Annotated in this window: 25 protein-coding genes, 1 tRNA gene and 1 riboswitch; of the genes, 22 read left to right on the forward strand and 4 right to left on the reverse strand. The window is 52.3% G+C overall.

Annotated elements, in window-relative coordinates; translation table 11 throughout:
• Positions 1-49: 49 nt before the first annotated feature.
• On the reverse strand, positions 50-1,222 hold the full coding sequence (locus ACR64Q_RS03270; RefSeq protein WP_313733569.1) for a phosphoglycerate kinase: 1,173 nt from the start codon (positions 1,220-1,222) through the stop codon (positions 50-52).
• Between the two features lie 136 nt (positions 1,223-1,358).
• Here ACR64Q_RS03270 and ACR64Q_RS03275 point away from each other — a divergent pair, with 136 nt between their 5' ends.
• The 6 genes from ACR64Q_RS03275 to ACR64Q_RS03300 all read left to right on the forward strand — a co-directional run bounded on the left by ACR64Q_RS03275 (position 1,359) and on the right by ACR64Q_RS03300 (position 5,870).
• Positions 1,359-3,167: a vWA domain-containing protein gene (locus ACR64Q_RS03275; protein ID WP_313733570.1), complete on the forward strand. Its 1,809-nt coding sequence runs from the start codon at positions 1,359-1,361 to the stop codon at positions 3,165-3,167.
• Positions 3,164-3,799: a hypothetical protein gene (locus ACR64Q_RS03280; protein WP_313733571.1), complete on the forward strand. Its 636-nt coding sequence runs from the start codon at positions 3,164-3,166 to the stop codon at positions 3,797-3,799. The genes ACR64Q_RS03275 and ACR64Q_RS03280 overlap by 4 nt, the downstream gene beginning before the upstream one ends.
• Positions 3,796-4,308 carry a hypothetical protein gene (locus ACR64Q_RS03285; protein ID WP_313733572.1) on the forward strand — a complete coding sequence of 171 codons (513 nt, stop codon included), beginning with the start codon at positions 3,796-3,798 and terminating at the stop codon, positions 4,306-4,308. The genes ACR64Q_RS03280 and ACR64Q_RS03285 overlap by 4 nt, the downstream gene beginning before the upstream one ends.
• Before the next feature lie 219 nt (positions 4,309-4,527).
• Positions 4,528-4,890: a hypothetical protein gene (locus ACR64Q_RS03290; RefSeq protein ID WP_313733573.1), complete on the forward strand. Its 363-nt coding sequence runs from the start codon at positions 4,528-4,530 to the stop codon at positions 4,888-4,890.
• Positions 4,891-4,962: 72 nt separating this feature from the next.
• A complete protein-coding gene (locus ACR64Q_RS03295; RefSeq protein ID WP_313733574.1) occupies positions 4,963-5,457 on the forward strand; it encodes a type VI secretion system amidase effector protein Tae4 in 495 nt (164 codons plus the stop codon).
• Positions 5,454-5,870 (forward strand): type VI secretion system amidase immunity protein Tai4, encoded by a 417-nt coding sequence (locus tag ACR64Q_RS03300; protein WP_020483090.1) that lies wholly within the window; start codon positions 5,454-5,456, stop codon positions 5,868-5,870. The genes ACR64Q_RS03295 and ACR64Q_RS03300 overlap by 4 nt, the downstream gene beginning before the upstream one ends.
• 216 nt (positions 5,871-6,086) lie before the next feature.
• On the opposite strand, the gene glgX is transcribed toward ACR64Q_RS03300, so the two are convergent.
• Positions 6,087-8,285, reverse strand: coding sequence for a glycogen debranching protein GlgX (gene glgX / locus ACR64Q_RS03305; RefSeq protein ID WP_313733575.1), 2,199 nt, complete (start codon positions 8,283-8,285; stop codon positions 6,087-6,089).
• A 217-nt stretch (positions 8,286-8,502) separates the two neighbouring features.
• Between glgX and ACR64Q_RS03310 the strand changes: the two genes are divergently transcribed.
• The 9 genes from ACR64Q_RS03310 to ACR64Q_RS03350 all read left to right on the forward strand — a co-directional run bounded on the left by ACR64Q_RS03310 (position 8,503) and on the right by ACR64Q_RS03350 (position 18,102).
• A complete protein-coding gene (locus ACR64Q_RS03310) occupies positions 8,503-9,153 on the forward strand; it encodes a DUF4912 domain-containing protein (RefSeq protein ID WP_483823267.1) in 651 nt (216 codons plus the stop codon).
• Between the two features lie 7 nt (positions 9,154-9,160).
• Positions 9,161-10,750: a glycoside hydrolase family 57 protein gene (locus ACR64Q_RS03315; protein ID WP_313733577.1), complete on the forward strand. Its 1,590-nt coding sequence runs from the start codon at positions 9,161-9,163 to the stop codon at positions 10,748-10,750.
• A gap of 48 nt (positions 10,751-10,798) precedes the next feature.
• Complete coding sequence (locus ACR64Q_RS03320; RefSeq protein WP_313733578.1) at positions 10,799-12,295, forward strand: endonuclease/exonuclease/phosphatase family protein; 1,497 nt, start codon at positions 10,799-10,801, stop codon at positions 12,293-12,295.
• A 60-nt stretch (positions 12,296-12,355) separates the two neighbouring features.
• The gene (locus ACR64Q_RS03325) at positions 12,356-13,948 is read left to right on the forward strand and encodes a phospholipase D-like domain-containing protein (RefSeq protein WP_313733579.1); all 1,593 of its coding nucleotides are present in this window, start codon (positions 12,356-12,358) and stop codon (positions 13,946-13,948) included.
• Positions 13,949-14,014: 66 nt separating this feature from the next.
• Positions 14,015-14,257: a FitA-like ribbon-helix-helix domain-containing protein gene (locus ACR64Q_RS03330; RefSeq protein WP_313733580.1), complete on the forward strand. Its 243-nt coding sequence runs from the start codon at positions 14,015-14,017 to the stop codon at positions 14,255-14,257.
• Positions 14,254-14,655, forward strand: coding sequence for a type II toxin-antitoxin system VapC family toxin (locus ACR64Q_RS03335; protein ID WP_313733581.1), 402 nt, complete (start codon positions 14,254-14,256; stop codon positions 14,653-14,655). The genes ACR64Q_RS03330 and ACR64Q_RS03335 overlap by 4 nt, the downstream gene beginning before the upstream one ends.
• Before the next feature lie 57 nt (positions 14,656-14,712).
• Positions 14,713-14,940, forward strand: coding sequence for a type IIL restriction-modification enzyme MmeI (locus tag ACR64Q_RS03340; RefSeq protein WP_313735064.1), 228 nt, complete (start codon positions 14,713-14,715; stop codon positions 14,938-14,940).
• 102 nt (positions 14,941-15,042) lie between these two features.
• On the forward strand, positions 15,043-16,410 hold the full coding sequence (radA, locus tag ACR64Q_RS03345) for a DNA repair protein RadA (RefSeq protein ID WP_313733582.1): 1,368 nt from the start codon (positions 15,043-15,045) through the stop codon (positions 16,408-16,410).
• Positions 16,411-16,446: 36 nt separating this feature from the next.
• The gene (locus ACR64Q_RS03350; RefSeq protein WP_313733583.1) at positions 16,447-18,102 is read left to right on the forward strand and encodes a tetratricopeptide repeat-containing sulfotransferase family protein; all 1,656 of its coding nucleotides are present in this window, start codon (positions 16,447-16,449) and stop codon (positions 18,100-18,102) included.
• A 198-nt stretch (positions 18,103-18,300) separates the two neighbouring features.
• Here ACR64Q_RS03350 and ACR64Q_RS03355 read toward each other — a convergent pair whose 3' ends face one another.
• Both ACR64Q_RS03355 and ACR64Q_RS03360 read right to left on the reverse strand, forming a co-directional pair.
• Entirely contained in the window at positions 18,301-19,071 is a 771-nt protein-coding gene (locus ACR64Q_RS03355; protein ID WP_155931150.1) for a hypothetical protein, read from the reverse strand.
• Positions 19,072-19,170: 99 nt separating this feature from the next.
• Entirely contained in the window at positions 19,171-20,151 is a 981-nt protein-coding gene (locus tag ACR64Q_RS03360) for a hypothetical protein (protein ID WP_313733584.1), read from the reverse strand.
• A gap of 93 nt (positions 20,152-20,244) precedes the next feature.
• Positions 20,245-20,325: riboswitch (cyclic di-GMP riboswitch) on the reverse strand.
• Positions 20,326-20,702: 377 nt separating this feature from the next.
• Here ACR64Q_RS03360 and ACR64Q_RS03365 point away from each other — a divergent pair.
• The 7 genes from ACR64Q_RS03365 (at position 20,703) to ACR64Q_RS03395 (ending at position 25,105) form a co-directional block, all read left to right on the forward strand.
• Entirely contained in the window at positions 20,703-20,978 is a 276-nt protein-coding gene (locus ACR64Q_RS03365) for a hypothetical protein (protein ID WP_313733585.1), read from the forward strand.
• Between the two features lie 289 nt (positions 20,979-21,267).
• Positions 21,268-22,641 carry an ATP-binding protein gene (locus tag ACR64Q_RS03370; RefSeq protein WP_026603561.1) on the forward strand — a complete coding sequence of 458 codons (1,374 nt, stop codon included), beginning with the start codon at positions 21,268-21,270 and terminating at the stop codon, positions 22,639-22,641.
• Entirely contained in the window at positions 22,619-23,167 is a 549-nt protein-coding gene (locus tag ACR64Q_RS03375) for a response regulator transcription factor (protein WP_026603562.1), read from the forward strand. Before ACR64Q_RS03370 ends, ACR64Q_RS03375 begins: the two co-directional genes overlap by 23 nt.
• A gap of 102 nt (positions 23,168-23,269) precedes the next feature.
• Positions 23,270-23,345 (forward strand) — tRNA-Lys (locus tag ACR64Q_RS03380).
• 125 nt (positions 23,346-23,470) lie between these two features.
• A complete protein-coding gene (locus ACR64Q_RS03385) occupies positions 23,471-23,599 on the forward strand; it encodes a hypothetical protein (protein ID WP_313733586.1) in 129 nt (42 codons plus the stop codon).
• Between the two features lie 90 nt (positions 23,600-23,689).
• Positions 23,690-24,295, forward strand: coding sequence for a tyrosine-type recombinase/integrase (locus ACR64Q_RS03390; protein WP_313733587.1), 606 nt, complete (start codon positions 23,690-23,692; stop codon positions 24,293-24,295).
• A gap of 582 nt (positions 24,296-24,877) precedes the next feature.
• On the forward strand, positions 24,878-25,105 hold the full coding sequence (locus ACR64Q_RS03395) for a ribbon-helix-helix domain-containing protein (protein ID WP_036276278.1): 228 nt from the start codon (positions 24,878-24,880) through the stop codon (positions 25,103-25,105).

The raw sequence follows: 25,105 nt of genomic DNA on the forward strand, positions 1-25,105 counted from the left end.
AAATTACTAGATTTGACTGGGTCGCTTAGCCCCGTCAAGAGCGCCGTGCTTAAGCGCGAGTTTGCAGAATAGCTACCGCCGGCAATTCCTTGCCTTCCAGGAACTCCAGGAACGCGCCGCCACCTGTTGATGTGTAAGACACTTTATCGGCGATGCCGTATTTGTCTATCGCCGCCAATGTGTCGCCGCCGCCGGCGATCGAGAAGGCAGGGCTTTCGGCAATTGCCATTGATAGCGATTTGGTGCCTTCGCCGAATTGGTCGATTTCGAATACGCCGACCGGGCCGTTCCAGACGATAGTGCCGGCGGTTTTCAGGATTTCCGCGTATTGCTTGGAGGTTTCCGGTCCAATGTCCAGGATCAGGTCGTCAGCTTCCACGTCGGCGACGTTTTTCACGGTAGCCGCAGCGCTTTCGGAAAACTCTTTCGCACATACCACATCGACCGGCACCGGAATATCCGCGCCGCGTTCCTTGGCGGAGGCGATCAGACGTTTGGCTTCCGGAATTAAATCCGCTTCATATAAGGATTTACCGACTGGGTAACCAGCTGCGGCGATAAAGGTATTGGCAATGCCGCCGCCGACGATCAACTGATCGACTTTGGAAGACAGTGATTCCAGTACGGTCAATTTGGTGGACACTTTGGAGCCGCCGACGATAGCCACCAAAGGGCGGGCAGGGGTTTCCAGGGCTTTGCCCAATGCATCCAGCTCGGCAGCCAACAGCGGGCCGGCGCAAGCGATGGCTGCGTGTTCGGCTACGGCATGGGTCGAGGCTTCGGCGCGGTGCGCGGTACCAAAGGCGTCCATCACGAAAATGTCGCACAGCGCAGCCATTTTTTGGCCCAGTTCGGCATTGTTTTTCTTCTCGCCTTTGTTAAAACGCACGTTCTCGCAAAGTACCACTTCGCCGCGTTTTACTTCCACGCCGTCCAGCCAGTCTTTCACCAAGCGCACCGGTTGACCCAGCAATTGCGAAAAGCGCTCGGCGACTGGTTTCAAGCTGGAGGCTTCGTCGTATTCGCCTTCGGTGGGGCGGCCCAAGTGCGACATCAAAATCACTGCCGCGCCGCCGGCCAATGCGGCTTCCACAGTCGGTACGCTGGCTTGGATGCGCAAGTCGCTGGTGACTTTGCCGTCTTTAACCGGCACATTCAAATCTTGGCGGATTAATACGCGCTTGCCGGCCAAATCCAGGTCGACCATTCGTTTGATAGACATAAGTTCTCCTTTGGTTGAAATAGTGAAAACATTATAAAGTGTAATGCCGGCCGCAGCCTGATTTAAAAAATAATAGAACAGTCAGATGCTTGGGCTATATTTGCTATCCATTGCCTAAACTTTTGTTGGCGGACTTATGTTCAAGTCGATTGTATTTTCGGTTTTCTGCGTGTTGGTATTAGGTGTCGATTCCGCGCACTGCCAGCCCGCGCCTGCCGCTGCCGGCGCCGACGAAATTCAGGTGTTGATAGACGTATCCGGCAGCATGAAACAGAACGATCCGGAAAATCTACGCATAGACGCCAGCCGGTTGTTGGTCAATTTGCTGCCGGACGGTGCCAAGGCCTCGTTCTGGCTGTTCGCCGAAAAAACCGCGCCGTTGTCCGCGACCGATGCCGTCAGTTCTGCCTGGAAACAGCAGGCCAGCAAAGCCACGGCCAATATTCATTCTCGGGGTTTGTACACTCATATCGAAGATGCGATTCAGACCGTGCTCAGCCAAGGATTTACCGGTAGCGGCAAGAAACACCTGATTTTATTGACCGACGGTTTTGTGGATATTTCCAAGGACATCATGCAAAGCGCGGATTCCCGCGAACGAATTCTTAGTGAGTGGATCCCTAAACTCCAGCAACAAAATATCAACGTGCAAACCATCGCCTTATCCGAGCAGGCCGACAAAGAGCTGCTGGAAAAACTGGCGTTTGAGACCGGCGGCTGGGCGGAAACCGCGCAATCGGCCGAACAATTGCAGCGGGTATTTTTGAAAATGGCCCAAAAAGCCGCGCCGAAAGAAACCTTGCCGCTGACCGACAATAAGTTCAAGGTCGATAGCGGCATCCACGAGTTTTCGGTGTTGGTGTTCAAAAAGCCGCATGCCGCGCCGACGCAATTGGTTGCGCCGGACGGTAAAAGCATCAGTAAACAAAGCATGGTCGCCAATGTGTCCTGGCTGGAAAGTCAGACGTACGACCTGATCACCGTCAAGCAACCCTTGATCGGCGAATGGCGCTTGGTGGCGGAAGTCGATCCCGATAACCAAGTCATGATCGTCACCGACCTGAAACTGCAACTTAGCGAAATTCCCAATTTTCTGGGCGAGAATGAAGCCTTGCCAATCAAAGCGCACTTCACCGATAAAAATAAGCTGATCGACCGTGCCGATTTTCTGGGCATGTTGACCCTGGAAATTATCCAAGATCAACAAGCGCCCGCAAAAATGCATACCTTGGCTACGGAGCCCGGCTTTTACCAGCATAACGTCGAACATTTAAGTTTGGGTAAACATCTGCTGAAAATCGTCGCCGACGGCAAGACCTTCAAGCGCGAAATTATTCACGAGATCGACGTAGTTGCCACGCCTATTGCCGTGGAGAAGCACGTGGATGCTGCTCAGCGTCAGGTTAGTTTGAAACTGCTGCCGGATCCCAAGTTGATCGATCCTGCCGGCTTTGTGGTCCATGCGGTGATTAACCAAGCAGGGCATGAGCCGGAAACCCGAGCGCTGACCAATAAAGATGGAGTCTGGTTGCTGGATTTGGCCGGTTTGCCGCCGCAGACCACCACGCATGTCAATTTCAACGTGATGGCTAAAGATCATGCCGGCAAGCCGCTGACGCCGGCGATCAAACCGCTCACTATCGATGACAGTTGGTTCGTTGCTGCCGAGAAAGTCGAGGTTGCCGCACCGGCGGCAGAGACTGATGCACATCACGAGTCAGGCGATCATGAAAAAACCGATCAGAAAACCGATGCCGAGCAGCATGAGCAGACTGACCATGAGCAACATCCGCCGCCGGACGCCCCGGAAACCAATTGGTTATTGGTTGGCGGCATCCTGTTGACCATCAATCTGATACTGGGTGTTGGTGGGTTTTTTACCTATCGTTACCTGAAAAAAAGCCAAGCAGAAAAACATCAGCAGTTACTGGAGAGATTGTCATGAATCCATTCGATTCCGTGGTAGTGATATTAGCGGCGGAGGCGTTGGGGTTTTTGACGCTGCTGGTTATCGTGCTGTTTTTTATCTCGAGAAACCGGCGAGGGAAGGAGATGGCCGAAATTGATCATTTCATTACCGAGCTTGAAGAGCAGGCCATCGTCAAAAATCGCTGGCTGGAGCAATTTCTGGAGGAAAACTGCGGGTTGGCTACAGCGGAGATCGAGCCATTGTTGCAAGAAGTCAACGCGTCTGAACGCGCTGTGTTTGAAGGGGTGATTCGCTTATTTCTGAAACGCGAGTTGGTGTTGTTGAGTGAGATCGAGCAACGTATCGGCCGCCTAACCGAGCCTTATCAGAATTTGCTGGCGAATCGGGGCGCGACTGCGCCGGTTGCTGCGGTGCAGGATTCGCCGCAAGCGCATCAATTGGCAGGCTTGGAGCGTATTAACCAACAACTGGTGCGGCAACTGGATAACGCGATGAAAACCATCGACGAAATGTCTGCCGAATATACCCGTGTGTTTAGCGGCAACCAGACCGCCTTAGAGTTGGAAAACAGCAGTAAAAAGATGCTGCAAATTTTCCATGATGCCGAACGTGGTGTGCGCGAGAGCATTACGGAGTTGGGCAAATGAATCAATCTCTGCTGCTTATCGGCTTAGGAGAATTGTCGCTGTTGTTGTTGGCCGGCCTGATCGCCGTGCTGGTCGTTAATCGCCGGAATAAACGTCGGCGGCTGGCCGGCATCGAAGAATTGCTGGAAGACATTAAGGACCGGCAGGAACGGCGCAGCGACAGGTTGGCCTTGGCCTTGACCGGTAAACATCACTTAGACGAACAAACCGCGCAGGCCGTCAGCGAAAATCTGATTGCGGCGGAAAAGCAGTTTTTATATGGGTTTATAGAACAGCAAATGCAGCAGCAGACGGTGGGCGGATTTTACGAAAATCTGTGCAGTTTGCTGGATAGTTATCTGGACGGCTTACCCAAAGCGGGTGAAAAACCGGTTGCCGACGAGCCGGCTACCGAGACTGAAGCACAATTTGCCGACACCGATTCGGAGCAGTCAAAACCGGCTGACACTGACGCAACCCCAGCCGAAGAGGCCCCGCCACCACCGGATTGGGGCGACGTGTTCGATTGAGGCAACAACTATTCTGACTCAGGGGGACGAGTGGCCCCCATTCGCGCTTTCATGGTTGTGTGAAACGTGGTGTGTATTCTGAAGGCTGAGGTAATGGATTCAATTTATCGAATGCATCGGCAGGCTAAGTAAAAATTTAAGCAACTGAGAAAATGCGTTATAGTTGATATTCAACTGCTCAACAATCACACCATAAGATCTTAAAATTGGGAAAAATAAATGCATCCAGTCATTGCGAAAACCTTCGGAGGCTTAACGCGTCAATACTACTTCAGACAATTTGTATTTGGTTTGATATTCCCAGCACTCATTATCTATGCCAGTAGCCAATCGCCAACCCATAATGCACTAAAGGCAGAGGCCATTGCATTTTTTGCCATCAATACGGTTTTATATCCCTACTCAAGGTTTGTTTATGAAAGTGTGGTCGATTTCATCATCGGCAAAAACGTATTCTTTGTGAACGCCTTGATGTTGCTGTTTGTAAAAATTTTTACGATGCTTATCTGCTGGGCGTGTGCAATTTTCATTGCACCGGTTGGCCTTATCTACTTGTTTGTTAGGAATAGTAAAGCCTGTTAAATAAGGCAGTTCTGATATGTTGTTCAGGGCCATAAAATTGGTTTAATTTGAATCCACCTTAGGAGCGTAGTTTTGGCTAAACCAGCATTCGCAACAGCATGGGCCGCATCGCAAAAAATTTACGACCCAACCAACTCCGGAGAGAAAGTAGCCCAAGTGATAGGAGGCGATGTAGCCGCACATATCCGGGACAAAAAGAACCCATGGGTAAATACTTGTGCCGTGCGCATGAGTTATATCCTGAATCAATCCGGCGTGATCATCCCGGCGACAGCGGGGAAAACCAAGAAAGGTGGGGACCATCGAAACTATTTTTACCGGGTAAAAGACGTAATTTCCTTTCTGAACCTCAAATGGGGGCCGCCAGAAGCCGTTGCGTATCCGCCCGCTGGCGGTGGTACGCTGTCAGGCAAAAAGGGTATTGTCCTCTTCGAAGTTCATGGCTGGAGTGATGCTAGCGGTCATGCAACGCTATTCGACGGAACGACTTGTTATGACCACTGCTATTTCAACGAGCCAGGCGTGACATATCGCACTAGCCAGGCAAATTTCTGGGTGCTCAAATGAAAGCCATCCACACATTCGTTGCCGTGGGGCTATGTTGCTATTCACTGACGGCTATCGCGGATTCCATCGCTGCCACACGACGTAGCAACGCCGAAAATTATAAAGACAGGGCGCTGGCCGCCTGCTTATCAACCGCTTACAAGGATTCGCCGGCAGGCGAGGATGCTGACATTACCAAGAGCGCGTTTTTGGAATGGACGTATTACAACGACGATAAAGGGAATCCGGCAATCGATCAACTTGTTGAGAAATATCTGCATCGAGACTACAGCAATCCGGTGGAAGGTTACGCTGGGGCGAAATTCAACCTGCTTAAGTGCCTGGACATGTATCACAGCCAAGAACTTGATGCACAGGTTCATAAGTACGTCCCACACCCTAACTGGGTAGGGGACAAGCCGGCCAAGCGCTAGTAATTCGCTGCTTTGGCGTGTTCATGGGCAATCCAGGCCGCAGACTCGGAGTCAAAATTTTCCCAGGCACGAAAATTCTTGCTCATGGGGCGGCGATGCCGCTATCGCGACAATCTCGCCTGCGAAATTGGGTTCCGGTCATCCATGCCAGTGATAACGCGATAAGTCCGGTAGGTCAGGGTACGCGATAGCGTTCCCTGACAACAGGCTGTCTCATTAACTTGTCGGTATTTCCGTCGCCGGCTGGTCGAGCAACTTGATGCCGGTCAATTTGCTGAAAAAACTGGCGGACCGTTTCGCCACGCTATCGCCACCATCGATACCGGCTTGTTGGATGTTTTCAAACACCACAATCGAATGCGGCTCCACGGTATACCAGGGTTTGCTCAGCGCTTTTTGTTCCGCAGGCTCGATAATATCTTTGGGCGATGTTTGTGCGGTATCCAAAGCCAGACACCAGCTTTTGCCTTCAACCTCCGGCAGCTGCATGTTGTGTTTGCTATCGGACATGTTCATTATCGCGTGCAGGTCAGCTTCGTCTTTGCCTAATGCCGCCAGCGTAAAGGCTAGAATCCGCGTGTTCGGGTCGTCCCAACGCGGCGGTTGATCTACTTCCAGGCCATGCCAGCTGATGTCGGCCATATCTTTGCCTTCCATTTTTCGGCCGGTGAGGAAATTTCGACGCATCAAGGCTGGATGACGTTTGCGCAAGCGGATCATCTGCTGCACAAAATGCAGCACGTCGGCATTCTCCTTGGCTTTATCCCAGTTCAGCCAGCTTAATTCGTTGTCCTGACAATAGCAGTTGTTATTGCCTTGCTGGGTGTGCAGAAATTCGTCGCCAGCCAGCAACATCGGTACGCCATGGCTAAGCAGCAAAACCGCAAAGGCGTTTTTCACCTGTTGCCGCCGCAGTTTGCAGATGGCAGGGTTGGGGGTCGGGCCTTCCGCGCCGCAATTGCTGCTGAGATTATTGCTACAACCGTCCCGATTGTTTTCGCCGTTCGCGGTGTTGTGTTTTTCGTTGTAGCTGAACAGATCTTTCAACGTAAAACCGTCGTGGCAGGTGACAAAGTTAATGCCGCTGATCGGCAGGCGGTGCTGATGTTGATAGAGATCGCTACTGCCGCAGATACGCGTGGCTACTTCGCTGATGATGCCGGTGTCGCCGCGTAGGAAGCGGCGAATCACGTCGCGGTAACGGCCGTTCCATTCTCCCCAGCGATAGCCGGGAAAGTTGCCGACTTGATAAAGGCCGGCCGCGTCCCAGGCTTCCGCAATCAGCTTGGTTTTGGCCAGTTGTTCGGATAGTTCTATGCCCCAGACCAGAGGCGGATCCTGTAGTACGCTGCCGTCTTCGCCGCGCGCCAAAGCGCTGGCCAGGTCGAATCTAAAGCCGTCGACATGCATTTCCCGCACCCAGTATTCCAGGCAGCTGATGATGAAGTTGGTGACCAGCGGGTGATTGGCATTGACAGTGTTACCGCAGCCGGTATAGTCGTGAAAGATGCGTTTATCGTGCTTGTCGGTCAAATAAAAGCTGTTGCCGGTAATGCCTTTGAAGTTAATTACCGGGCCGTCGGCGCCGGCTTCCGAGGTGTGATTGAACACCACGTCCATGATCACGCCAATGCCGGCCTTGTGCAAGGCTTTGACCAGATCGCGGAACTCGCGGATGTGCGTGCCTTGTTCCGGTGTGACGCAATAACCGGGATGCGGGCTAAAGAAGCTGTGCGTGCTGTAGCCCCAGTAGTTTTTCAAGCCCAGATCGGCGGTATGCGGCGGCACGTCTTGCTCATCGAAGGCCATGATGGGCAGCAGTTCGACATGGGTGATACCGAGTTTTTTCAGATAAGGAATTTTTTCGATCAGGCCGATAAAGGTACCTGGGTGCTTCACCTTGGCGGAAGCGTGGCGAGTAAAACCGCCGACATGCAATTCGTAAATAATGGCTTTTTCGCTACGAATGGCCAGCGGCGTGTCGCCTTCCCAGTCGTAACGGTCGTCGACGACCACTGCGCGCATGGCGTGATGGCTATTATCACCAGGCTTGCAGGCGGCGGCGCGGTTCCATAATTTGTCGCTGATAGCGCGCGCCCACGGGTCCAGCAATAATTTTTCGCGATCAAACCGCAGGCCCGATTCGCGGGTGTTGTCCGGGCCGTCGATGCGCCAGGCATACCAAGTGCCTACCGGCAGTTCTTCGACAAAGACGTGCCAAGAGAAAAACGTATGGTTTTTATCTTTTTGTAAGGGTATGACTTGTAAGGGTTTTATGCTGTCAGGCTCGGCAAATAGCAGCAGTTCCACGTCCGTCGCATGGCGGCTGGAGATGGAGAAGTTGACGCCGCCCTCGCTAACCTTGGCGCCGTGAGGATAGGGACTCCCTGACTTTAAACTGTATGGTTTGTGCATGCCCTTTACCGAGAAACTGTGAATTAGTCCTGATTTTACTGCATATAGGGGCTGCGGGCCTACGCCTTGCGTAAATAATCGACAACGGTTAGAGTCTATAAAGACCGGTCGCTGCGGCGATACGTCGCGGAATGTCCGCTATCCACAGGATAAAACCTAGTCACCCGACCCGTTAACATTGCCGATGGCCTTTTCCTCCTCACCGTCTCAAGTCCGCATGCCGCTTTCTGCGGAGGAAATGCGGGCTATTAGTCTGGAGATTAGCCGGGGCTTTGCCCCGCGCCGGTTTAGAGCTGGCGCGGCGCGGTTGACGAGTAGCGGCTTTTCGCCGCAAGAGCTGTTAAGCATTAGTCAGCAGATTAATCGCGAGTTCGCCCCACGCCAGCAACTCACTGCCGCCAAAGTTGAAAGCGCCAAGTTGGTTGCGTTGCCGGTCGATCCGGAACATATCCATGTCTATTGGCAGCTTGATGACGTGGCACAGGCGTCTACGCCGCCTGCCGAACCGCCAGATGTCCAGCCTTTGACCTTGCGCGTTTACAGTCGGCCTGCGCCGGCTGAAGCGGTCTCGTCGCCGCAAGACTCGGCCAAGACTTGGTTCGATGTGCCGGTTGCCGCCGAACACAGCCAACAGCAGATTACGCTACCCAGCGGCGACAACTGCATCGCCGGGATTTACCAGGTAGCGATTGGTCGGCTAAACGCTCAGCAGGAATTCAGCCCCTTGGCGTATTCGCAGGCTGCCTCCGTCGCACCGCAAGTGTCGCCGATGACGGAAAGACTGTCGCCGACGATGGCGCAGTTTATAATACCGCCGTCCCAAGCGTCTTCGGCGCTTGCCGTAACCGCGTCCGGCCAACAAAATTAACTCCGCGATGAACAAAGGCTATCTCAGCATCGTTTTGCATGCCCATTTGCCCTATGTGCATCATCCCGAACACGACAGTTTTTTTGAAGAAAACTGGCTGTTCGAAGCGATTACCGAATGTTATCTGCCCTTGTTGGCGATGCTGGAGCGCTTGCATGTCGACCAAGTGCCGTACCGGCTGACCTTATCCCTGTCGCCAACACTGATGACGATGTTGCGCGACCCATTACTGCAAAACCGTTATCTGCATTATCTGCAAGGCAGGCTGGAATTGGCGGAACGGGAGTTGGAGCGCACGCGCCGGCTGCCGCAGTTCGAGCCGTTGGCACAGATGTATATGCAGTGGTTTCAGGATGCCTTGCATCGCTATCAGCAACGCTATCAATGCGATTTGCTCACGGCGTTTCAATATCATCACAGCGCTGGCTGCCTGGAGTTGATCACTACGGCCGCCACCCATGGCTATTTGCCATTGTTGAATGTCAGCCCGGTGTCGGTGCGCAATCAAATTGGCGTTGGCATTGCCAGTTTTAACAGCCAATTCGGCTTTGCGCCGAGCGGCTTTTGGTTGCCGGAATGCGGATATTATCCGGGCCTGGAACAGCTGCTGAAAGCCGAAGGCATAGATTATTTTTTCGTCGATAGTCACGCGATCATGGACGCCGACCAGTCGCCGCGCTATGGTGTCTATGCGCCGCTGGACTGCGGCAACGGGGTGGCGGCGTTCGGCCGCGATCCGGCGTCGTCGCGACAGGTGTGGAGCGCGGAGGAAGGCTATCCGGGCGATGGCGATTATCGCGAGTATTATCGCGACATCGGTTTCGATTTGCCTCTGGAATATATCGCGCCTTATATTTTGGACGGCGAAACCCGGATTAACACCGGCATCAAGTATTTCCGCATCACCGGCGCCAAGCAAACCAAGCAGGTTTACCAGCCTGAACTGGCCAGGCTAAAAGCGCGCCGGCATGCCGAGGATTTTATCTTGCGCCGCCAGCAGCAAATCGACGCGCTGGCTGCGGAAATGCCGCAAGCGCCGATTATCGTCGCGCCTTACGATGCTGAACTATTCGGACACTGGTGGTTCGAAGGGCCTTTATGGCTAGAGCAAGTGTTACGCTTGGCAGCCAGCAGCGAAAACGGTGTCCAGACCGTCAGTTGCGGCGATTATTTGGAATTGCCTTTGCAGCACGTGCGGGCTACGCCGGCCGCTTCCAGTTGGGGCGAACACGGTTATTCCAGTTACTGGCTGAACGAAAGCAACGACTGGATTTATCCCTTATTGCACAAGGCCGCCGCCGAAATGGAAAAGCTGGCGGGCGATTTGCGCGGCTTTGGCGTGAGTGATTTGCAGCGGCGCGCTTTAAATCAGGCCGCCCGATCACTGTTGCTGGCGCAGTCTTCGGATTGGCCGTTTATCATGAAGGCCGGCACCACCATTGATTATGCGCGCAAACGCATTACCGATCATTTGGCCCGTTTTAATTATCTGCACGATGCGATCCGCAAAAATCGTATCGATGAACGCTATCTGACGGCGCTGGAGATCATGGACGATATTTTTCCGGATATTGACTTTCGCCATTATGCCGCCTAGACAGACGCCCGTGGCGGGCACTGCCTAACTCAACCTCCAGGGGGAGCTATGAATAACATCCAATTGTTGTATGTAGCCAATAATGTGACCGGCAAAGCTGTGGCCTGTCAGCAATCCTTACTGTTTTTGATTCAAGTCGCAGACCTGGATTATCACAAGCAGGTGGAAGTGCTCTGGGCCGGCGAAGACGGCGTCTGGCACTTTTTGCCGGCCTTATTCAACCGTAAGGCGGAAGATGGTTGGGAGTATTGGCAGGCCGAAATCGTGTTTCCGCCGCAGCCACATGCCGAGATACCCGGCGATATTCGATTTGCCTTGCGTCTGCAAGCCGCCGGCACTGAGTATTGGGATAATAACGAGGATGGCGATTATTTCAGCGGTGCGGGTAGCGGCGGCAGATTAACCGGCGCTGCGTCGATACTACAATTGAGCCATGCCGAACAACTTCTGGATGGTCAGCATTCCGTGCCGATCAAGCTGGCGGTAGACGCCGCTCTGGAGGTAGAGAAAGTCACCATCCACTGGACTATCGATAACTGGCAACACAGCCATACGACCAGTTGCCGCCGCCAGGCGCAAAGAAAATCCGCCAGTAAAGCCCTCTATGCCGGACTGCATCTCGCCCAAGTGTGGAGCGGGCGGATCAGGGTGGGGGAGGCGTTTCGTCTGCAATACAGTATCAGCTGCGAAAGTAAGGAGCAGACGCTGTGGGACAACAACGCCGGCCAAAATTACACCCTAAGCCGCACGCCGCTGCGGCTGTTGATTCTAAATCTGCATTGTTATCAGGAAGACGAGCAAGACCGGAAATTCTGGCAAATTGCTAATGCCATCGACGAACTTGGCGCTGATGTAGTCTGTTTGCAGGAAGTGGCGGAGTATTGGAATGACGGTCGCGGCGACTGGCCGTCGAACTCCGCGAATATTATCAATCAGCGCTTGCCGCAACCGTTTCATCTTTACACCGACTGGTCGCACCTGGGGTTTGACAAATTCCGCGAAGGTGTGGCCATACTCAGCCGCCATCCCTTGGCCGAGCAAGAAGCCCGCTACGTGTCGGATAGTCACGATGCTTACAGCATTCATTCCCGTAAAGTGGTGTCGGCGCGGATCAAGGTGCCGTATATCGGTACTCTCGATGTGTTTTCCGCGCATTTGAGTTGGTGGGAAGACGGCTTCCAGCAACAATTTCAACGGCTATCCGCTTGGGCTAACGGCAAACGCAGCGCTGAGGTGGATGCCACCTTGCTGTGTGGTGATTTCAATATCGCCGCCGGCTCGACTGGTTACGAATTGGTGGTCAACGGCCATCAATATGAAGATCAATATCTGGCCGCCAACGCCCCAGCACTGTTTCAACAAATTTTTCGGGTTAACGACGCGCATTGGCAGGATTATCTGGCCGACGATTATCGAATCGATTACATTTTTATGGACAAAGACAGCGGCCTGCGGGCCAGTTCGGCGCGAACTGTGTTCACCGAGCAGGATTACGGGCCGGTATCCGATCATTGCGGCTATCTGATGACCTTTGAGCCGCTATAGACTGAATTGCTAAGGCGATTTTACAATTAAAATAAAGCTTGTTTAATTAGGCAGCACCATATGCAAGTAGCAGAACACTACGCCAAACCGGTATTTGGCAAATTGGGCGGTTGTTTTCAACGCGGTAACGATTTTAGGGAAACCTTCGACGTGCGCTGGGGCAAGATAGACTTCGACATGTCGCACGGCATTGCCGCTAATTTGAAGGTGGTGCTGAAGGTGTATCGGGAGTCTATCTGCGAAACTTATATCGTCGACACCGATGCTTACGATGTGCAGTGGGATAGGCACAAGCGCTCGACGCGGGATTTTTACGTGATGCCGCACTCCGGGCAATTCGGCAAGATCAGCTGCATCAAGTTTTCGTTTATCGTGCATTTGGGCGAGCATTCCATTGCCTCGCGGCATGATTATATTTTCATGGACGGCGACCAGTTGCGCGACAATCATCCGCAGCAGCGCCATATTAACGAGCATTGGGCCACGCCCAACCATTTCCGCAGTTACGAGCTGGACCCCGGCCAGTTGCAAAGCGATGTGGATTGGTACAACCATCATTTCGACTCCTTGCAACTGACGCCCAAATTTACCAAGGGCCAGCAATTTCACCCCTATCATCCCAAGCGCTTTATTCACGATCATATCGATAAAGTCATCGCGGCCAAACACAGCCAGCCCGACCGCTTATGCACCATTAAAGTCAGCGTGGATTGCATCGACGACGGCGATTTTATTAACCACTTGATTCACGCCAGCCAGCAGGGCGTATGGGTGCAATGCATCGTCGATTGGCGGAAGATGACGCTGACCAATAGTCAGAATTACGCGCGCTTGAAACGCTCCGGCATTGAACTGGTTGGCGTGTTTTGCACGCCCAAACACCACTTGATCGAAGTGGAACCGGACATGCACACCAAGTTCGTGATCTTCAACGACGAGGATTGCATTATCGGCTCGTTCAACATCACTTTCGATCGCTGGTGGGCCAACTGGGAATCGGGGATGAGTTTTCATTCCAAGGGTGTGTGCCGTTTGCTGGACAACATCTTCCAGAGCCAGCGCGGCGGTGTGATTCAAAAGTATGGCGTCGACCCGCTCAGCCCATTCAACTTGTTATATACCTTTGGCCGCCACACCATGGCTAATGGCAGGGTTTATCGGCCGCATCACGCTATATTGGCGGAAATTCATAGAGCGCGCCGTTCCTTGAAGCTGTGTTTGTTTTTGATCGGCGATTTGCTGGGCGATCACCATGACAGCGTCGTCAACGCCTTGATCCAGGCCCGTGACCGTGGTGTTGATGTGCAACTGCTGTTCAACGGCCACTTGGCCCGTCAAGGCAAAATCGGCGTCGAGCGCAGCATGGCCGACGAACTGGCAAGGCCGCTGTTACCGGCCGTACAACGTCTGCGCGATGCCGGGATACGCGTGGGCTTGGTTTACGGCCAGGACGATCTGCCGGTGCCGTACTCGCCCATCCACAGTAAATACTGCGTGATCGACGATTACATCGTCATCGACGGCAGTTTCAACTGGTACAACACCTCGGTGTTTTCCCACGACTTGATCGTCGTCGCCGCCAACCGCGACGTGGCGCAGCCGTATTTGTACGAGTTTGGGCAGATTCAGCGCTTGTTTAGGGTGTTTTACTGATCGGCCGCTTGACAGGTATTGATTTGGTTCCATAATGGAACCCATTTGATTTTCTAGGCGAGCGCCATGGCAACCTTGACCCTAAAAAACATCCCCGACGATTTATACGAACAGCTAAAAATCGCAGCGAAACTGCACCACCGCAGCATTAACAGTGAAGTCATTTACTGCGTGGAAAGGGTAATCGATCCGCATCGGCTCAGTGTCGATCAGCATCTCGCTCAGGCCCGGCAACTGCGCGAGAAAACCGCGCATTACCTGTTAACCGACCAGGACATCGACCAAGCCAAATCTGCCGGCCGACCATGATTGTTGCCGACACCAACACGATTGCTTATCTTTACCTCAATAGCGAAAAATCCGCACAAGCCGAACAGCTGTTGAGACAGGAACCGCAGTGGCTTGCACCCAATCTATGGAAAAGCGAATTTCGCAATGTCCTGGCTTTGTATCTACGCAAAAACCTATTGGCCTTGGACGACGCCTTACGAATTGTGCGGCAGGCTGAAACCTTGCTGCAGCAAAACGAATACGAAGTCTCATCCGCCCAGGTTTTGCAATTAGTGGCCGGCAGCGATTGCTCGGCTTACGACTGCGAATTCGTCGCGCTAGCCAAACTGTTGAACGTCCCACTGATTACCGCCGACCGAAAAGTGCTGCAAGCCTTTCCGGAGATTGCTCGGACGATTGAGGATTTTCTTGGGTGAAGCACGTTTCGCCAACAGCGCCTACCAGCCCTAGAGCGGCGGTAGTTTCGGGAACTCATCGAACAGCGCACTGCGGAAGACGGCCAAGACCTCGCGCAATTGCTGGTCAACCTGTTTGAAGTGTTGGACAAACCCCACGACAAACGCCTGAAAACCTTGGATGAACAGCTAGCCGCCTTCCCTTATGTCAACGGCAAGCTTTACTTCGAACGCATATTGATGGCGGCCTTCGACCGAGAAATGCGGGACATGAGGCGAAAGGCAAGGCTGTCGTGCATTGTGTGATTGTCGGCTTCGCCTTAAATGACACAACAGACAAAAGGCTTTTTGAGTATGAAAGCCTAACCGCCTGTTGCGACGTTTATCAACCAGAAATCAAATATCGTTATGGCTAAAAAAACCAAATCCGCCTACGTCTGCACCGAATGCGGCGCCGATTTTCCCGGCTGGTCCGGACAATGCAATCAATGCGGGGCCTGGAACAGCATCAAGGAAGTGAAGCTGGGTAGCGGTAAAAGCGCGCGCGATAACTCCGGCTATGCCGGCAGCCGCAGCGAAGTGCGTTTGTTGTCGGAAGTCAATCTGGCCCAGGCCGAACGGATTTCCACCGGCCTGGCCGAGTTCGACCGGGTGCTGGGCGGCGGCATCGTTACCGGCAGCGTGGTGTTGATCGGCGGCGCACCGGGTGCCGGCAAGAGTACCATCCTGCTGCAAGCCATCGGTCATATTGCCCAGCAACTGCCGGTGTTGTATGTGTCTGGCGAGGAATCGCTGCAACAGATCGCCGAGCGCGCCCATCGTCTGCAATTGAACACTGCCGGCATCAAAATGTTGGCCGAAACCTCGGTACAGCAGATTTGCCAAGTCTTGGACGAGGAGCAGCCCAAGGTGGTGATCATCGATTCGATTCAGGTGATGTACACGGCCGATTCCGATTCGGCGCCGGGTTCGGTGTCGCAGGTGCGCGAGTCTGCCAGTTATCTGACGCAATACGCCAAGCGTACCGGCGTGTCATTTTTCATGGTCGGCCACGTCACCAAGGATCAATCATTAGCCGGGCCGATGACCTTGAGCCACATCGTCGATGCCCAGGTAGTGTTGTCGTCCACCGACGACTCGCGCTTTAGAGTGTTGCGTGCCGACAAGAACCGCTTCGGCAGCGTCGGAGAGTTGGGCTTTTTCGCGATGGAAAGCAGCGGCTTGAAGGAAGTGAAAAACCCGTCGGCAATGTTCTTATCCCGCGCGGAAAAGCCGTCGCCCGGCAGCGTGGTGACCGTGCTGTGGGAAGGCACCCGCCCGTTGCTCGTGGAGATTCAGGCCCTGGTCACCGAAAGCCAGTACGGCAATCCGCGCCGGCTGGCGGTGGGTTTGGACCAGAACCGGCTGGCCATGTTGCTGGCGGTGTTGTCCCGCCACGGCGGCGTTTTTACTGGTAATGACGAGATATACGCCAACGTAGTCGGCGGCATTAAAGTCACGGAAACCAGCAGCGACTTGGCGATCATGATAGGCGTGGTGTCCAGTCTGCGTGATCGCATCATTCCTTACGACACGGTGTTTTTTGGTGAGGTGGGTTTAAACGGCGAAATTCGCCCGGTGGCCAATGGTCACGCCCGGCTCAACGAAGCGGCCAAGCACGGCTTCAAGCGAGCGATCATCCCCAAAAGCAATAAACCCAAGGATGCGGTGAAGAACTTGCAAATACATGCGGTCAGCAATATTCAAGAAGCGTTGGCAGTGCTGGCGGATTTATAATTGCCGCCAATAATCTATGCCTCGTCAGGGAACGATATGAAAAATACAACAGCAGCCGGCAACGGTAAATTTGGCCGCAACGATCCGTGTCCATGCGGCAGCGGCAAAAAATATAAAGCCTGTTGCCTGAAGCAGGCCGAAGCCGCCGCAAGGCCGGTTCAACCCAGCGTGAACGATGCGTTAACGCAAGCCTGGCAGGCCGTGGCGCGGCGCGATATGGTGGGTACGCTGCATGGGTTTCGGCAAGTCTTGGCGATCCAGCCCAATCATGCGGAAGCGCTGGCCGGTTTGGGGCAGGCATTGTGCTGGCAGCAGCAGCGTCGTGAGGGCTTGGCCTATCTGCAACAGGCCGCCCGCCAACTGGAAATTGACGCCCAGCAAACCCGCAATATCCGTTTTATTCTGGAGCTGGCCGAGCAATTGCATCACTGGGGCGATCTGGATACCGCGCTGAAACTGACCGAACTGGCGGTTAAGCTGGAACCTGAAAATCCGGCGGCGCTGAATAACCGGGCACTGTATTTGACGCGGGTTAATCGATTCGAAGAAGCCTTGCCTTTTGCCAGTAAGGTCTGCGAACTACGTCCCGACGATCCGGCCTGCAATAACATGTTGGCTGTGCTGGAAGCGCATTTAAACCGTTTGCCGGAAGCCAAACAGCGCTTTCAGAATGTGGTAGCCGCCAATCGCAATATGCAGCAGACCGCACGCGCCTTGCAGGAGTTAGTAGGGGTGCTGGATAAGCTGGAAGAATACGAGGCATCGTTTGCGGCTTGCCAACAAGCAAAGGCTTTGTATAAGCAATTACCTGAAGTCAGCTCGCTTGATGCCGGACAGGTTTTTCGCGCGATTCTACGTAATAAGCAAGGCTTTGATAGTGCTTTACTGCATCGATGGGCGCTAAGCGACTTTGCCGATAGTTTGCCGGTACCGACTTTTTTGCTGGGCTTTCTGCGCTCCGGCACCACGCTGACCGAGCAAGTGCTGGCGGCGCATCCCCAGGTGTTTACCTCCGATGAAAATGATCTGATTCATGGTTTGATTCAAGAGCTGCAAAGGTTGAGCGGTTTTCGAGAGGACATTCCAGCTGCTCTCCGCCAGCTTGGTTTGGACGACGTCCGAAAATTGCGCGCTTACTATTGGCGACGGGTTAGCGAGGAATATGGCGCGGATGCCTTGAATAAACGCTTCATCGACAAAGTGGCGCTGAATAGTATCGATATAGGCCTGATTAGCTGCCTATTTCCGGAGGCCAGGATTATCTTTGCTCTGCGCGATCCGCGCGATGTCTGTCTCAGTTGTTTCCAGCAAGTGTTTAAGCCGTCTAGCGTGGCAGTCAATTTGCTGAGCTGGGAAGGTGTGGCCAAGCAATATGCCGCCGTGATGGCGCTGTGGCTTTACATGAAGCCGATGATTCAGCCGCGTTATATGGAATTGCGTTACGAGGATACCGTCAACGATTTCGAAAACAGTTTTCGCCGGGTGTTTGCGTTATTGGATTTGGAATGGGTGGCCGAAGTGAGCGCGTTTCATGAAAAGGCTAAAGGCCGTTACATTGCCACGCCGAGTTTTGCTGCTGTTTCTCAACCGATTTATTCGCGCTCGGTTGCACGTTGGCAGCACTATGAAAGTTTTTACGAACCGGTTTTGCCGATCTTGGCGCCGTATATCGATGCGTTCGGTTACGCATGAATGAAGCGAATGGGAAGGGTAGGTTAAGCTTTTGGGTTAAGCAGACTTGGATAGAGCGGATGTAAAAATGGAGCTTCCGTGCCCCCGGTCGTCCTTGACCGAAACCGAACTGATTTTTTACTGATTAACCCGGCCCTCAATAACACGGGTCTTCAAGGACATCAGGTTAAAATCAGCTTTAAGTTACATAGAAACGCGTCAGACGTTTTCTGCCGTTTTGCGTTTGCCGAAACCGACTAAGCCCGCCATCGCGCTACCGAACAGCCAAACCGCGCCCGGTACGGGTACCGGTGACGCAGCAGCGGAGATGGTGGCGGTATAGGCCAGATTGGCCCCGCCTACCGTGCCGTCGTAACCGCCCAAAATCAGCGTGTAATTACCGGCGGTCAGGAAGCGGGTCAGCGTCGCGGTAGCGGTGGTGCCTTGAGTGGCCGCGAAGGTCCAGGCGCTTGCGTCAACCAAAGCCAGTGTTGTGCCCAGTGGGCTGGCAGCCATTGGATTTAGTGCGCCGTTGTTCAGGTAGCTTTGATGGCGACTGCTGCTGCCCGCGGTATCCCAGCCGCTCCACAAACCAAAAGCCGGACGCAGATTGGAGCCGTCCGACGATACGGTGATAGTCACTTCCGCGTCGGCATGCAATTCAAACAAACCGTAATCGGCGGTATGCCCCCAGTTAGTCGCGCCATCTTTATAAGCTTTGGCGCCCATGCCTATGCCGTGGCCGCTGGCGGTTTGCGAGTTCGCTACGCCGCCGTCGTTGTGGATCATCGCGACCCAGGTGGCGGGCAAATTGCCAATATAGCCTGGATCGCCATCAGACCATGGGCCCGTGGCGGAACCGTCCGGCGGGAAGGTATCGCCGGCAGCCAAATTGTAGGTTACGTGAGCGCTAGCCAAGCCGCTGACTGACATCAGCGCGCCCATGGCGCCCGCTAATACTAGTTTTTTAAAGGGTGAGTTTGCAGTCATTTTGGATCTCTATCGAATGAAATAAATGAGAGGAAGCCTTTCGTTAAACAATGCTTGGCGAGGGGATTGCCGTTGTCTGGTGGCAATCCCGCTTGGCAATTAAGCCGCTAGTGGTTGTTTGCGGCGACCGAAACCGATCAAGCCGGCCATGGCGCTGCCGAACAGCCAGACTGCGCCTGGAACAGGCACAGACGCGACCACGATATTGTTGGCATATTGCGCCACTTCGTTGGTAGTCAGTGTCAGCTTGTATTTGCCGCCGGCTGCGCTTTGGTCACCAATGGCGATGGTGTATTCGCCACCTGTTCCCGCACCATTAAACTGATAACCTTGCAAAGCTAAACTGACACCCAGGCTGTCGCCGGCATTGACTGCCAATTGCGTCGTCAGTAATGTCAATCCAGTCAAGCCTGGGCCTTGCGCCCAACCGCCATACACGGAAAATGCCAATTTCTGAGAACCGAGAGCGATGTCGCTCAAATCGTCTGCTAAGGTAATGTTCAAATACAGCGGACCGGTTGTCAGCAAATTAGCTTCCGGATTGCCGCTTCCAGTGCTGGTATGCACATTGGCGAAATCCAAGCCGGTATTAGCGGCAGAAACGCCGGCCTGCCAGGAGTTGGCGCCAACCGCAAACTGAACATCGGTAGGTAACTGATTGCCGGCGTTGGCTGCGTTGTGGTTGTAGTTGTAAACCTGTCTTAACAGGCTATTGGTATTGGTGTTTGCCGTGCCGACACAATCCGCTGTTGTGGTGCCGCCACAATAGTTGCCGGTCTCGACTATGCGTGTAGTGGTCCTATTGTGCAATCCCAAATAGCCTATGGATGGCAAGGTCGTGGAGGAATCCAGCCATGGTGTAATGGGACCGTTCGTCCAAACGGCTTGGTTGCCGGCCAGGGTTTGGGCAATGGCATTGCCGCCGGAAGTGCCGCCTGGAAGTCCGCCAGTGCCTCCGGTAGGGCTGATGTCTCCATACCCGCCCAGGTTGTAGCTGTTATGAGCGAATACGGTTGGAGATACGGCTAAAGACGCCACCAGAGTAGTTGATGCAGCTATTATTTTTGCAAAATTTTTCATTATTTCCCTCGAAAGAAAGTAGTACGCGCAGAATTAAAATGTCCTTAGTGATTAGCCGCTTCGTTAAAAATCGAACGGCTCTCATCCACGACATCTAGCAACCCGGCTTTCTTGTTATTTTTAAGAACCGTGGCTTTCCGGCCCCGCCTCTCGACGGGTGTGGCAATTCTTGCTTTCAGAGATTTGCTAATTACGCCAGCGGCAGACATGGCAGGGATAGAGACCTACTAACCGCTTTTCGGAAAGCAAACCACGAAGCAAGTTCACTAGGAAAAGCGAATAATGGGCCAACTTAATAAAATATATAAATTTCAGCCTATTACGGCTTATTTTGTCGAGGGTGACTTGAGTGAGTATCGGGCGAAGCTCTGGGAAATGGCTCAGGCGCTTGGTTTATATAACACAGTTTAATTGTTGGTGAATGGTCTCGCCTGGATATGGCAGTTTGTTTTCGCGAATTAGATCAGGAACTCCTTTCTTTTCTGGTCATTTATTGTTAGGTTGTTGCGCCGCTAATTGGGTTGGTATGAGATTTTTCAGTGGAGAGATGTATGCAAAAAACCGATAAAATCCCGTTGTGGGTGTTCCTGGCCCTGTCCAGTATAGAAACCCGCAAAGGTGCGTTACTGTTGATCTGGAGTAGTATTGTTTTTACTCTGTACTGTGTGCCTTGGCCACTCTATTTCGATGGCAACGGCTGGGTTGCCAAATTATTTTTAATCGACGATTGGGAATGGTTTGCGATGATGCTGCCCATGACGTTCTGGTATTGGCTGAGCATGAGATGGGTGGATAAAAACGGCGGCTGGCGTTTGGCCGGTGCGTGATATGCCGCACTATTTTTTAGGGGCATGATTCGTCAGACCTTTGTGTTTGCTCCGGAAAGATTAGCTCGTAGATTTTCTTTCGATCTTTTAAGCGGCTAGCTTAATTCCGTATTTGCCAAGGCGCGTAGGGGTTTATATCGGGTGAGCAAACGGGGTTAAGGTTTTGCTACCAAAAATCGATTGTGAATACTCAGGTGGCCGCCATCCAAGTTTGGTTGGCTTTCCACCTTATTAAGCGAGCGGCGGTAGTATATCGCTGCGGTGCTTTCTTCAATTTAGTGTTGTTTCTATGCTTTCACACATTCTGCCCAAAGCCGAAATCTCCATTCGCGAAAACCTGCGTTGGTTATACATTCTTAGAAATTTGATGCTGTTTGCCGTCACGGTAGCGGTATTTATCGCGGTGAACGGTTTGGGTATCAATTTGCCGCAAAATCAGTTGTGGCTGGCGATTTTTGCGATTTCCATACTCAATCTATACACCTGGCTGCGACTGAGAACGCCGGAAGAAGTAACCGAGCACGAGATTTTTTCGCAAATATGCATGGATGTGTTGGCGCTGGCCTATTTGCTTTATCTCACTGGCGGCGCGTCAAACCCGATTATTTGGGTGTTTCTTTTACCTTTAATTGTTACCGCTATCATGCTACCGCAGGCTTATGCCTGGAATATGGTAATCATTACGTCCTGCGTCTATACCGTGCTGATTGCCTACAACGTACCCTTGCCGGCCGTGGAGCCGCATATGGCGCATCCGGCAATGGCGGAGATGACGCCGGAAATGAGTCTGCAAATGCATTTGATGAACGACAGGCGGTATTTCAATCTGCATGTATTTGGTATGTGGTTTGGTTTTGTGTTTAGCGCCGGCTTGGTAGCTTTTTTCGTAGTCGAACTGTCCAAAACCTTGAAAGAACGTGAGCGAAATTTAGCGGATGCCCGCGAGAGTGCGCTACGCGACGAACGAGTTGTATCCCTGGGCACCTTGGCGGCTAGTGCCGCGCACGATATGGGCACACCGTTGGGGACGATTGCCATTTTGACGCATGAGATGGCGGAAGAGTTGTCGGAACATCGTTATCCGGATATGCACCAGAAACTGGTGATTGTTCAGCAGCAGATTGATCGCTGCAAACAAGCCTTGTCGGTGATGTCGGCCTCCGCCGGCGAGATGCGGGCGGAATCCGGCAAGGTGATGCTGGTGAGCGAGTATATCGATGAAGTATTGGGCCAGTGGCGCACGCATAAAGCCGCTACCCGGCTGAAACTATTTATTTCGCCGAATGTGGATATGGATGCGCGCGTGATTGCGGAACGTACCGTGACTCACTCTATCATCAATATTCTAAATAACGCAGCTGAGGCATCGCCGGTCGATGCGGGCATCGAGTTTCATGTGGAATGGGATGAAGAAACACTAAACTTGAAAATCAGGGATTTCGGTCCAGGTTTGCCCGCTGAATTTATCGAGTTTGCCGGGCATCAACCGGTCAAGAGCAATAAGCAAGGCATGGGGGTTGGCTTGTTTTTGACTTATACCACTATCAAGCGGCTCGGCGGTAAAATACAGTTCAGTAATTTAGAGTCGGGCGGCGCCTGCGTCGAAATCAGTTTGCCGCTATTAGCTAAGGAGAGTATGCATGAACCAATTACCTATGGATAAGCCCAATTTATTGCTGGTCGATGATGACGTCACCTTTTGTTCGGTGCTGAAGCCGGCGTTGGAAAAGCGCAATTTTCAAGTGACTGTCGCCAATGATGTCGATACGGCAATGAAACTGGCGGAACAAACCGAGCCTGAATATGCGGTAATCGACTTGCGGATCGGTTTCGATTCCGGTCTGGAGATGGTCAAGAAATTGATTTCCTTGGATGACAATACCCAAATCGTCATGTTGACCGGCTTTGCCAGTATAGCCACAGCTGTAGAGGCTATCAAATTGGGCGCGATCCATTATCTGACCAAACCGGCCAACGCCGATGAGATTGTCAGTGCCTTATACAAAAACGAAGGCGATGCGTCGGTAGCTATCAGTGACAATCCGCTATCGGTCAAGCGCTTGGAGTGGGAGCACTTGCAAAAAGTGCTGATGCAGCACGACGGTAACATCTCAGCCGCTGCCAGAGCATTGAATATGCACAGAAGAACCTTGCAAAGAAAACTGGAAAAAAGGCCGGTAAAAGAGTAAGCGGCCGGCATTTTCTGGGAAGGGAAAGCATTATTTTTGTATTTATTACAATTAGTCGTTGCAAAGCTAATATTTCTGAGTATAATGGGCGGCTCATTCAGGGGGTCGTTAGCTCAGCCGGTAGAGCACCGCACTTTTAATGCGATGGTCGTGCGTTCGAATCGCACACGACCCACCACTGAATAAGTTTTACATTCAAGGGCTTGCAAGGAAGTATGGCCTTAGTAACTGTGTATTAAAAACCATCGACTATAGTTATTTTATAGGTAGTCGTGTTTTTAACCTCAAATTGAGGAAACACAGATGCTAAATTTTCATATCATCAAGATTGATCTCAAAAACGGCGAAACCCGTTATCGCACCATTCTTACCAAATCTGGTAAGGGCATCAAAACCAAAACTTTCAGACGCAAACAAGATGCCCGTACCTAGGGTACTCGTGCTGTTCTTGAGCACCAAGAATACGACGCTAAAGGTATTCGTCCTTGCACTATCCCGTTTGACAGACTTGCCGACGAATACATGGCGTGGTGGACAGGTAAAGACCATGACCGCGCCCGGTTGGTAAAATGGTGGGTAGATCAATTCGGCAAAACCCTATTGCCAGACATTACGCCCGACGAAATCCGATTTAAACTCAAACCTAAACGTTCGCAAGCGGCAGCCACCTATAACCGTTATCTGGCTGTTCTATCCTCCATTATGGATTTTGCCACCCGGCAGCAAGAGGACGATACCGTTTCCGACCAATACATCGACGAAAACCCCTGTAAAAAAGTCCGGTCCCAAACTTTGGACAATAAAGTTGTCCGCTACCTGTCGGACGAGGAAAAGCCACGCTTAATCCGGGCCGCACAAACCATTGGTGGAAAATTTTATTTGAAAGTGCTGATGGCGTTGACCACTGGTATGCGTAAAGGCGAGTTGGATAAATTACGCTGGTGCGACATTGACTTCGACAAAGGTTTGGCACTGTTGGCGGACACCAAAAACGGACAGCCTCGGCACACAGGCTATAGAGTATGGCCTGCAGAATGGTCTGCTCAGTTCCCAACAAGTCCAGGAGTGTGTCCAACCCATCATCAGCAATACCCGCCGCGCCAGACAAATCATCGAGAAAACTCATGATTTCATCCGTCCGAATGCCTTGCAGAAAATGCCCGTTAACCTTGTCATACTCGTGCGTGATGTTGCTAAATTGCTGAGTCAGGAGGCTAGTCAGCTGCACATTAATTTCCATTTTGCGGCGAGTGCTGACGACATCGAAGTCGAAGGAGACGAGCTACAGCTAAGGTATAACTACTGTCAGGCAGCTATTCATTCAAGTCCGGTCACTGACGAGAGAAAACCAGCAGTCCGCAATTGGCCGAACTTGCTCTGTCAGAATTCAAGGAGCAAAACCGACTCATTGCGGTTTATCGATCAGTTCGTTCCAATGGCGGTATTACGTCCATTACTCACCACTATTACATGTTGAAGCAGATGAGTGTTGGCGTTACGCAAGTCATTGTTATGCTATCGTTGAAGTCAGCAACCTCTAAAAAGATCATTTTTCACAAACCTATGCTATCGAAGTCTGAATGGCCTTGGACCTCTTGAGTGCTTAAAGCGCTAAGAACTGTGATGCTGCAATTCAAAAGCATTGTGCGTATAAACACATAAACGCATATAATCAGCTTGTTGCTCTAAACTAAACATGAGGTGCTTACAATGAACAGAGTCCGATGGTCAGTTGTCGTTCCTGAATCTACTGATATTGCGCTAAGAACCTATCTTGCTGGAACAGGGATGAAAAAAGGGGATATTTCCAACTTTGTTGATGAAGCTGTCCAGTTGCATTTAGCAGACCTAGTGACGGAAAAGGTGAAAAGTCGCAACAAACAATTTGATCAGAACGAGATTCTCTCTTCTATCGACGAAGCTCTTGCTGCTCACTGA

This window comes from Methylomonas sp. 2F7, assembly GCF_057126975.1.